General features: G+C 50.5%; 9 protein-coding genes. 4 read left to right on the forward strand and 5 right to left on the reverse strand.

The features are described from left to right. The first annotated feature begins 21 nt into the window (after window positions 1–21). Together MH144_RS22260 and MH144_RS22265 are read left to right on the forward strand one after the other, a co-directional pair. A complete protein-coding gene (locus MH144_RS22260) occupies window positions 22–774 on the forward strand; it encodes an ABC transporter ATP-binding protein (protein ID WP_183525151.1) in 753 nt (250 codons plus the stop codon). 2 nt (window positions 775–776) lie between these two features. Next, on the forward strand, window positions 777–1994 hold the full coding sequence (locus MH144_RS22265) for an ABC transporter permease (RefSeq protein WP_239304226.1): 1218 nt from the start codon (window positions 777–779) through the stop codon (window positions 1992–1994). 172 nt (window positions 1995–2166) lie between these two features. Here the strand turns inward: MH144_RS22265 and MH144_RS22270 are convergent, their stop codons facing one another. From MH144_RS22270 to MH144_RS22280, 3 genes are all read right to left on the reverse strand, one after another. Further along, entirely contained in the window at window positions 2167–2292 is a 126-nt protein-coding gene (locus MH144_RS22270; RefSeq protein ID WP_212677025.1) for a YjcZ family sporulation protein, read from the reverse strand. Between the two features lie 285 nt (window positions 2293–2577). After that, window positions 2578–3876 carry an aminotransferase class I/II-fold pyridoxal phosphate-dependent enzyme gene (locus tag MH144_RS22275; protein WP_239304375.1) on the reverse strand — a complete coding sequence of 433 codons (1299 nt, stop codon included), beginning with the start codon at window positions 3874–3876 and terminating at the stop codon, window positions 2578–2580. A 179-nt stretch (window positions 3877–4055) separates the two neighbouring features. Beyond that, complete coding sequence (locus MH144_RS22280) at window positions 4056–4673, reverse strand: pyridoxamine 5'-phosphate oxidase family protein (RefSeq protein ID WP_239304228.1); 618 nt, start codon at window positions 4671–4673, stop codon at window positions 4056–4058. 214 nt (window positions 4674–4887) lie between these two features. Here MH144_RS22280 and pdxR point away from each other — a divergent pair, with 214 nt between their 5' ends. Further along, window positions 4888–6336, forward strand: coding sequence for a MocR-like pyridoxine biosynthesis transcription factor PdxR (gene pdxR, locus MH144_RS22285; RefSeq protein WP_239304230.1), 1449 nt, complete (start codon window positions 4888–4890; stop codon window positions 6334–6336). Between the two features lie 209 nt (window positions 6337–6545). Beyond that, window positions 6546–7331 (forward strand): helix-turn-helix domain-containing protein, encoded by a 786-nt coding sequence (locus MH144_RS22290; protein ID WP_095361311.1) that lies wholly within the window; start codon window positions 6546–6548, stop codon window positions 7329–7331. 373 nt (window positions 7332–7704) lie between these two features. On the opposite strand, the gene asd is transcribed toward MH144_RS22290, so the two are convergent. Next, complete coding sequence (gene asd, locus MH144_RS22295) at window positions 7705–8496, reverse strand: archaetidylserine decarboxylase (RefSeq protein ID WP_239304232.1); 792 nt, start codon at window positions 8494–8496, stop codon at window positions 7705–7707. An 85-nt stretch (window positions 8497–8581) separates the two neighbouring features. After that, window positions 8582–9709 (reverse strand): YheC/YheD family endospore coat-associated protein, encoded by a 1128-nt coding sequence (locus MH144_RS22300; protein ID WP_239304234.1) that lies wholly within the window; start codon window positions 9707–9709, stop codon window positions 8582–8584. Window position 9710 lies beyond the last annotated feature (1 nt).

Below are 9710 nucleotides of genomic sequence, written 5' to 3' on the forward strand. Positions count from 1 at the left end.
ACGAAAGAGGTGCAGGGATTGATGGATAACGGACAAACGCCCGTACTTAAAATCAGCGGGTTAAGCGGAGGATATAGTGCCAAACGGCCGGTTCTCCACGGTATCGATCTCGAAGTTGGACGCGGAGAGATGGTCGGACTGATCGGATTAAACGGTGCCGGGAAAAGTACCACAATGAAACATATTTTAGGCTTGATGACTCCCCAGCAAGGGGAGGTTCGGGTCATGGGCAAGAAGCGGGACGAAGACGCGCAGATCTATCAATCGGCGATGGCATTTGTACCGGAGTCACCCGAATTGTATGACGAGATGACCGTCATGGAGCATCTGGAGTTCACTGCCAGAGCATATGGTGTATCCGAGGCGGATTTTAAACACCGTACGGAGAAATTGCTGGACCTGTTCCGCATGAGGGAGAAAAGCACAAGCCTGTCGACCCATCTGTCCAAAGGCATGCGGCAGAAGGTGATGATCATGTGCGCTTTTGTTGCAGGACCGCCGCTCTACATTATTGATGAACCGTTCCTCGGGCTGGACCCGCTCGGAATTCGTTCTTTGCTGGATTTCATGTTGGAAATGAAGGCATCCGGTTCATCCATTTTGTTGAGTTCGCACATTCTGTCCACGATTGAAAACTACTGCGATCGCTTTATTGTATTGCATCGGGGTCAGGTTATCGCTCATGGAACATTGAATGAACTGCGTACCCAGTTCGGAGATTCGGATGCGGCGCTGGAGCACATGTTCTATTCTCTTGTGCAGGGCAGGGATTAAGCATGGATCTCAAGCTGTTATGGAAGCAAAGACGCACGGGATTCTGGAACGGAATTCTTCCTTATCTGGGCTATGTCATACAGAGTGGTGTGGCCATGGTCTTTCTATTTCTCGTCATTGCATTCTCTGCCTGGTACACCTCATTTGTACAAAACATTCCTGCAGGATTTCCAATTCGCTGGATTGCATTACTGCTGCTGGCACCGCTAGTCCTGTTCAGCAGTTATCGTACATATCTGCATCCTGCCGATATCGTATTTCTGAGACCCCAGGAGTACCGGATGCAGGAGTACCTGAAGAACAGTTTTGCCCGGGGAATCATCTACAAAAGTCTGGGCATGCTGCTCGTATTTGTTACGCTGTGGCCTCTCTATGTGCGGGCAGATCAGGATGCACGGCCATTTGGCTGGTTTATTGTGCTTTTGCTCCTATGGAAAGGACTGGCGAGCTACGGCGCCTGGCAGGAGCTGCGGATGGTTCAGACCGGGGCGGCCAGAGGTTATCGTTTGCTGCGCTGGGCACTGACTATACTGGCGATTGCCGCATGGTTGTGGCAGCCTCCACTGCGTAGTGTCTGGTTCCTGTTGTTGCTGGCGGCCCTCTATGTGGTCGCACTGCGCTTCCCGGTGAAGCACCGGATTGCATGGGAACGTCTGATTCAGGTGGAGCAGGGCCAGGCCGGCCGGGTCATGCGGACATTAGGCTGGTTCGTGGATGTGCCATCATCCGGCCAGAAAGTAAGTGCTCGCCGCTGGCTCAGTAAATGGGGAAGCGGACTACCCTGGAACGCAGGAAAAGCCTATCGCTATCTCATAACCAAAACATTCATTCGAACCGAAGTGTTCACCATTGTTTTGCGATTGATTGTATTGGGCATGCTGCTTAGCTGGTGGACCGCGGGAAGTTACTTTGGCGTGGGTGTATATCTGTTCTTCCTTCTGCTGGTTGGTGTTCAACTTGGCGCATTACGCCGCAGTCATGGTGAATCCTTCTGGATCATGATCTATCCCATCTCTGCAGAGAGCCGCCGTTCTCAGGTGCTGGGGTTCATCTTCAATCTGCATGCCATTGCTGCTCTATTGATGTGGCTTCCCATGTGGGCAGCGGGAATGAGTGGCTTGAGCGTTACAGGAATTGCACTGGTACTCGGTGCACTGGTGATCTACCTCATGCGGCGTTCACAAGGCAACAAATGGTTGAAGGAAGAAGAAGACGAGTGACCTGACCTTATGGATACAAACGTGGACTGGGGAAGATGAACTCCAGCAGCGAGAGTGTTACGAATATAGTCAATAACGAAAAAGACGGTTATGTTGGGGCTGAGTCCCCAAATAACCGTCTTTTTTGGTTGCGGTTAGCCTATCTGGCTCTCCCACATAGAGAAGGGTGGAACTAACAGAGGAACGATTTAGTGATGATTACGAGCAAGATGAACAGGACGAGAATCGCACCTGTATTCGTAAATCCTCCGAAACCGCCGCATCCATAACCGCCTCTTGTATCTTCAACTCCAGACATGGTCATTCCCCTTTCGAGTGGTGTTTGGCACGCCCTTGCGTACACCGTATATTATGTGCCTTGGGTATCTGCTGATTGGGCCACTGCCCGGGATCATTTAGAAATATATATATTTGAGGGAAGCACAGCTTCTGCCGCTGAAAAGAAAACATGCCAAACAGCCCTCTATGGGAGGTGAAATGTGCACCACCACCCATAGAGGGCTGTTTATATTGCAGGACATGCCCAGAAGCCTGGGAACGTCCTGAGTTATTCATTTTATACAAGAGCAAAGCCTGATTGGAATCAGTTCGTCTTCAGATCGGTGATGCCACGGTAGATGGTATCAAACAGATCTTCCAGTCCGGACTCTTCAATACAGGAGAAGGCAATGCGCAGATCAGCTTCACCCAGTGCAATGGTACCTACACCGTACTTGTGCAGCAAGTGGGAACGAAGTGTCTCTGCATCAACGTCTTTTAGCTTCAGACACATGAAGTAACCGGAGTTGAACGGATAGTAATCCCAGACATCTCCGTATTTGCCGCTATCGAGAATGGCTTTCACATTGTTCGCACGGCCTTTCATGATCTCAAACTTCTCCTGTTTCTGTGCTTCGAATTCCGGTGCTTTCAGTGCATCCAGAACAAACGTCTGTGATGGATGCGGACCACTCGAGATGGTTGCCCGGATAATGCCAAGTGTTTTTTGCTCCAGTGCATGCAGAACTGCAGCATTTTCATGCCCATAAGTGATGAAACCAACGCGGAAGCCCCATACGAACTCTTCCTTCGTTGCACCATCCACTTTGACAGTGAGTACGCGTGGATGAATGTTGGCCAATTTGCCAAACAACGATTCGTGAATGGAATCCTCGAAGAACAGCCCAAAGTAGGCATCATCTGTCACGGCAACCACGTCTACGCCTGCTTCCGCAGCCTGACGAATCGTGTCCACGATGGCATCGGCTTCTTGGCCTCCAGGTGTGTAGCCTGTCGGATTGTTCGGGAAGTTGAGCAGCACGATGGCTTTGCCTTTGCCCTTCTGTGCAAGCAGTGCTTCAAGCAGTCCTTGACTATTAAAGTTCAGTTGGTCATCGAACAGAGGATAATGAACCAGCTGGCCATGACGACGAATTCCGAAAGTCAGCTCGTAATTTTCCCAGTTTTTATCCGGATATATAACAGCGTCCCCTTCTTCAACGAAGAGGTCGGCCACAATACTGAGTCCATGAGTTAATGCATTAGTTACAATGGGGTTGCCAAACGTTTTGCCTTCAAGTGAAGGGGTCTCCTTCAGCATCTTGTCTCTCCATACCGTCCGCAGCTCAGGCTTACCCGCAGGCGGAGCGTAAGGATAGAGGTCCTTCGGTTGGAATGCAGACAGCTTCTCCTGAATAACCGGAAGATGCATCGGCACACCGCCCTCCAGAGCAATACCAATCGTAGCATTATAGGTCTTGGCCAGGCTTGCTGCTTCAGCAGACTGACTCAGGATACCTTCTTTTGGGAAATAGATCTCTTTGCCGAGCTGCGACAGCATGGAGTAGACGTGACTGCTGCCTGCCTGAATACTTTCGTTCAACTGTTCAGCCAGTGGATTCATTCTTTTCATCCTTCCAAGTCTTTGAGATTCAACTGCCTAACATTATATCACCTTGACATCCCCCCGTCACGGAAATTACGCAATATGACAGTTATATCACTTCACCGCGTTGTTGCAGGAGGTCGGAAGGTGGGATTTAGGCACGTTCTGCCCTATGGTGTGATAAGAAGAATACCATTTTATTGCTGATGAAAAGGACAATATTTCCGCATCATCTCGGCTGTTTCGGCATCTCTTCCCTCATTGCGCTGTTCCAGCTGCCCACTGATATGTTCGAACCGCTCGGTGGAGAGATTCTGACCGAATTTGAACTTGGCAGTGATGTACTCTGGTAAGATGCGAACCACAGCAACAGCCTTTAATCTACCTGTATACCGGGAATCGGCAGCATCAATGGGGACATGTCCACCCTGCGGCTGAAGTTTCTCCATAAACCGCTGCAGCACCTTGCCCTTGATTTCCAGATCCTGAACAGGTTCTGCCTGCCCGGATGCCATGACGCTTTTGAAAAAGGAGGTTGCGGGACAAGCCAGTTCGGGATCACTGAAATAGGAGGGAATCAGGGAGAACTCTTCAGCCACCGTAAAGCTGACCGAGGAATCATGCTTGATCTGTTTCATTTTCTCCCCGGCAAGACTGCCATGGAAGTAAAAGCATCCATCCATATATACGAAATTGAGTGGTGTTACCCGTGGTTGCCCATCCGGACTGACGGTTCCCAGAAATCCGAAGGAGCACTGATCCAGAAATGCAGTAATTTCTTTCTCTTCATCCACTGTAAATTCTTTGCGTCTCATATGGTTTTCCCCCTTGGCTGTAATTGGAATGAACTTGAATGGCAATCGGAATGTTGCTCTAACGATAAAACATGCATTGACATAAAAATAGATCCAATTTACATTCAATTTTATAGGCCAATTACTGAAGTGAACGATGGAGGAATTCAATTAACTTGGAGTAAGAGGCAACGCCTTATGATTCGAAAATAATAAAGAAGGGGGAGCGAGAGTCATGGAGCTGTGGCTGCCCTTGGATTCCTATGAGCACCAGCATCGTTATAAATACACGGCACTGTATCATGCCTTGCGTGATGCCATTCATGCGGGAACCCTTGTGGAAGGGACACGTCTTCCTTCCACGCGAGAACTCGCGAGCCAGTATGACATGTCGCGCGGTTCTGTGGCTCAGGTATACGACATGCTGCTCGCGGATGGTTACGTTGAGGCACATCGGGGCAGAGGTACGTTCGTTAAAGGCACATTTACGACAGAGGAGCATGGGGAACAGGAAGCGGTCATTCACCTATCCCCATGGGGAGAACGTGTGAGCAGACTGGATACTCAAAAAGGGGAATCTGTCTCTGTTCAGGATCAGCATATTATCGATTTTCATGTTCATCGCATGCCCGCAGGCCACTTTCCCACATCGGAATGGAAAAGTGCACTCGCCGCCGTACACCGAAGCGATTGGCGGGAGCAAAGTGGTGCAGCTGGAGACCCCGAGCTGCGTGAGGCCATCGCTTCACATCTGAGATGGACACGGGGGATTCAGGCGGATGCATCCCAGATTGTACTGTTCAGTGGTTCGATGCAAGGCATTACATTGCTGGCACAGCTGCTGATCCCGGAAGGGGCTCAGGTCATTTTGGAAAATCCGGGGTATCAGGGAATCGCGCATGCGGTGAACGCGTGTGGGGGCATAGCTGTCCCGGCAGCTGTTGATTCGCAGGGCATCATCCCTGAAGATTGGAACGCCCAGACGGTTTTCGTCACCCCAACCCGGCAGTTCCCGACAGGTGCGGTGTTAGGACTCGATAGACGCAAAACGCTGCTTGCCTGGGCCTCAAAGCGCAACGCTGTCATTATTGAAGATGACTACGACAGTGAATTTCGCTGGGGAGGCAGACCGATTGAACCGCTTAAAGTATTGGATCGCGAGCAGCGGGTGATCTATGTCGGATCCTTCTCACAGACAATGATTGCTTCCTTCCGGCTGGGCTATGCGGTCCTGCCATCAAGTCTGGTACAGCCACTCCTTGCAGCGAAAGCCCTGTATGAGCCGGTACCCCCAGCGTTATTGGAACAGCGAGCCTTGGCCAAATTCATGAGCAGGGGTGGATATCTGCGGCATTTGAGACGGTTAACCCGGCTATACGGAGAACGGCATGCTTTTTTTGTCCAGGAGATGGTACATCAGTTACCAGAGGCGTTCACCATGCAGCCAGGAGATGCAGGACTTCACATCTATGCGACCTGGAATGGCAGTCCGGACAGCTTCCTGAAATTCAAAACGATAGCCAAGGAAGAAGGCGTGTTATTTCGGGATGCCAAGCGTTATCAACTGATCCCCGGTCCTCCTGCTGTTTGTTTTGGCTTTGCGCATCTGGAGAAAGAGGAGATCACGGAAGGCATTAGAAGACTGCGGCTGGCATGGGAGAAGAGTACATTTTCGTTTCACTGAAATTCGCTGTATAATGGATGGAGACATTTCGCTCCGGGAGGAGCAGAAATCACATACAAGCACTTTGCATCAGATTCCAGGAACGTACTGAGTTTAGGGACAGGTTGAACCGAAAGGATTGTATTGGTGGTACGCCTGTTTATCGATAAGCGATTGGAATTCAATGATGCAACATGTGGAGAGATTAACTTTCAAGGGGGAGTGGCGACATGCTGCAGGCATCGCCGTCATCTTTTGTTATTTTGCCCGCCGTCGCCAAAATTGTCTGCGAACCGGGATGGAAGTGGCAGAAGCGGGAAAAACCGATGCAGAACTATGATTTATTTTATGTATGGAGTGGGGAAGGGACCGTAGTGCTGAATGACCGGTCGTATGAGGTCGGCAAGGGTAGCTGTTTCCTGTTCAGACCAGGCGACCATCCTACTGCGACACATAATAAGCAAAAACCGTTGGTACTTACGTATATTCATTTTGATGTAGATATACCCGTGAATGATGTGCCCCAGTCTTATCGTGAGGTACTGGAGACGGTGGAATTCGAACATTTGCTGGCCCGGTATGTAAGACTATTCCTATCCGATGTATATGGGCGGGACGAAGAGAGTCGGCTTATTTTGAAACAGCTGATGATTCATTTGCTACGTGCGGATACGGAATCACCTGTGGAGAAAAGGGTCAGTAACCAATTGTCGGATGTCATTCAGGAAGTGGCGAATTATGTACGCCAGCATCCGGGGATTACCCATCGGGTAGAGGATCTGGCTGCACGTGCGGGCTTATCACCCCGATACTTCTCCATCAAATTCAAGGAATTAATCGGTTCTTCTGTCCAGTCGTATATCATTCGTATGCGCATTGAGCGCGCAGAACATTTGCTGGTGCATACGGGCATGAATGTAACCGAGGTCGCGGATGCCCTCGGGTACCGGGATATCTTTTTCTTTAGTCGTCAGTTCAAGCAATATACCGGCAAAAGTCCTTCCGAGATTCGGTAGGTACGGAGTCGGAGATCAGGGTAACGTTTCAAGTTTGGGGGCCAGGGGTAAGTAAGTAGCATTCCAGACGAAACGAAAGGGGGAACTTGTGATGAACGGAAAACGGCGGATCCGCAACCGGGGATGCTCTATGAAGGGATGCACTATTTTCCGGAACCGTCTGCGTCGCTTCAAACCGGCGGAGGAGCTGCAGGACGTGTGGTTTTGAAGAAAAGTCAGAGGGCCTATACATACGGAGCGATGATTCGTATTGAATGTATATAAGCAATCTCCAGTGACTACCGTGGAACGATCATGTTTCAATCCTAAAGAGGATGGCGCAAGCACCTGCAATCAGGTCTTGCGCCATCCTCTTTATTTGGATCCGGAGTATTCAGCGATTTGGCTTCAGGCGGCCCAGCAGGGTCCCCATTTTGACGGAATCACCCGGCTGCAGGCTGGGGACAGGCTCAAATGTTCCGCTCTGTGTCAGCAGTACCACGGTGGAACCGAATTCAAAATAAGCCAGATCATCGCCTTGTGCCCATGTACTTGCGGCTGTATCCGCGTACTGAATGCTGCTTACATTCATGGCGCCGACTTTGACGACAGCCACTTCTCCATAAGCATGGCCGATATACGTAATCAGACGTTCGTTTCGACTTAGTACCGACTTCATATGCGTCAAACCAAAATCATTTACAGGGTAAACCTTCCCCTTGATATGCTCACTTTCAATTCTGCGCCCGCTAACGGGTGCATGGATCCGGTGATAGTCGCGAGGGCTGAGGTACAGGACGAATGCATAACCGTGCTTGTACTTCTCCAGATGTGGTGAGTGGTTTAATAATTCAGCAAGTGTATAATTTTGTCCCTTAACATTCAGGAGTGTGCCAGCAGATACCGGCCCGGCTGCCGTAATTTTGGCATCGACTGGGCTGATGAGTGCATGTTCCGAAAGATCCAGCGGGCGCATGCCCGGCTTTAATTTGCGGGTGAAAAAATCATTCAGGGAATGATATTCCTTCCAGTCTTTCTCGGCTTCCTGAACAGGGATGTTGTAGGTCCGGACAAAATAAGGGATAAATGCCTTGCTTCCCCTGCTCTTGGAAAAGGCTCCCACGGTCCGGGAGATCCATTTGCGAGAAGAAAGCTCGGTCATTAACCGCAACAGCGTTTTTGCCATGAATATCCCCCTTAGGGTTAGTGCGAACTTCAAGGCCGGCAGGACCGGCCGTTCTGCATAATATTGACACAGAATGCCAGCGAAATCAATATGGGTACTTACGGTAGGTTTGCGGTTGACGCGGAATCTGCGAATTTTGCTCTATCAGCAGACGTCCATACGCCATGGGCTCACGGTAGCTGGCCTTCCAGTGTTCGGGCATTCCCGCCTTGCGAAAACCGTAGCGCTGGTCCCGTCCATTACATTCTATGAAGTAAATCTGTCCGTCTCTGGCAATCCCGAGATCAAGACCCAGGTCGGCCAGATGCGGCAGGCTGGAAGCCAGTGTGCGTGCGATTCGGAGTCCAACTGAACTGATCCGGGCTTCGAGCTCTGGAATGCTGAGTCCCAGTTCTTCATCCAAAGCTTCTGCCAAGGTCATCACCTTGCCCCCTTGAGCAATATTGGTGACAAAGGTGTGGGTTGGTGCTGCCTTGGCGAAGATGCCTGTAATGCCCCATAGGCCGTCAATCCCCCGCTGTACAGATACACGCAGATCTACGGGTCTTCCTTCGTAACGAACCAGTGGAATCCGTTCCTCAATGAGATATGCATGGCGAAAAATACGTCTTAAGGTGGCGGAGGGCAGTTGTCCCCTGCTGAGCCGGAAGGTTGCCCATCCTTTGCGGGAAGCCCTGGTCTGGCACGTCAATTTCCAGCTCCCGTCTCGTTTATACAAACGCATGATACCGTGTCCGATACTGCCGCTGCACGGTTTGATGATCAGATCATTATAATGTTCCATCATATAAGCCAGAGATTCTGGCGTTGCTTTGGTCGCATAAGGGAGATGTTTCTTCAGTGCAGGATCCTGGTAGAGCATGTCATGAATATGATCCTTGCGATACCGATTCCGAACGTTAAACACCTGTATGCCCTGCAGCAGCAGCTTGGTCACCTCATGCTGATCTGCCCGGCGAAGCTGGAGAGCCCGATTATGGATAACGGGAGGCAGAGGCATTTTTTGACGAACATAAACGCCATCCTTTTTGACATATGCCAGACAGGTCTTCGTCTCCGAATCCACATCTTCAAGCCGCAAAAAGCAAGGAGTTAATCCATAACAGGCCGCTGCCTGCTCATAATTCGCGAGCGATTCCTGACCGGTCCTTCCGGCCGGTATCCCCCGGTACATGCGTGAATCGAACATGATGCCGATCGTTTCTGGGGGCATG

It is taken from the genome of Paenibacillus sp. ACRRY (genome assembly GCF_022346995.1).
Lineage (GTDB): Bacteria > Bacillota > Bacilli > Paenibacillales > Paenibacillaceae > Paenibacillus.

Excerpts from the sequence above, each read along its gene's own strand:
- MH144_RS22260 (WP_183525151.1), top strand. The coding sequence starts at position 22 with ATGGATAACGGACAAACGCCCGTACTTAAAATCAGCGGGTTAAGCGGA.
- MH144_RS22265 (WP_239304226.1), top strand. The coding sequence starts at position 777 with ATGGATCTCAAGCTGTTATGGAAGCAAAGACGCACGGGATTCTGGAAC.
- MH144_RS22270 (WP_212677025.1), bottom strand. The coding sequence starts at position 2,292 with ATGTCTGGAGTTGAAGATACAAGAGGCGGTTATGGATGCGGCGGTTTC.
- MH144_RS22275 (WP_239304375.1), bottom strand. The coding sequence starts at position 3,876 with ATGAATCCACTGGCTGAACAGTTGAACGAAAGTATTCAGGCAGGCAGC.
- MH144_RS22280 (WP_239304228.1), bottom strand. The coding sequence starts at position 4,673 with ATGAGACGCAAAGAATTTACAGTGGATGAAGAGAAAGAAATTACTGCA.
- pdxR (WP_239304230.1), top strand. The coding sequence starts at position 4,888 with ATGGAGCTGTGGCTGCCCTTGGATTCCTATGAGCACCAGCATCGTTAT.
- MH144_RS22290 (WP_095361311.1), top strand. The coding sequence starts at position 6,546 with ATGCTGCAGGCATCGCCGTCATCTTTTGTTATTTTGCCCGCCGTCGCC.
- asd (WP_239304232.1), bottom strand. The coding sequence starts at position 8,496 with ATGGCAAAAACGCTGTTGCGGTTAATGACCGAGCTTTCTTCTCGCAAA.
- MH144_RS22300 (WP_239304234.1), bottom strand. The coding sequence starts at position 9,709 with ATGCCCCCAGAAACGATCGGCATCATGTTCGATTCACGCATGTACCGG.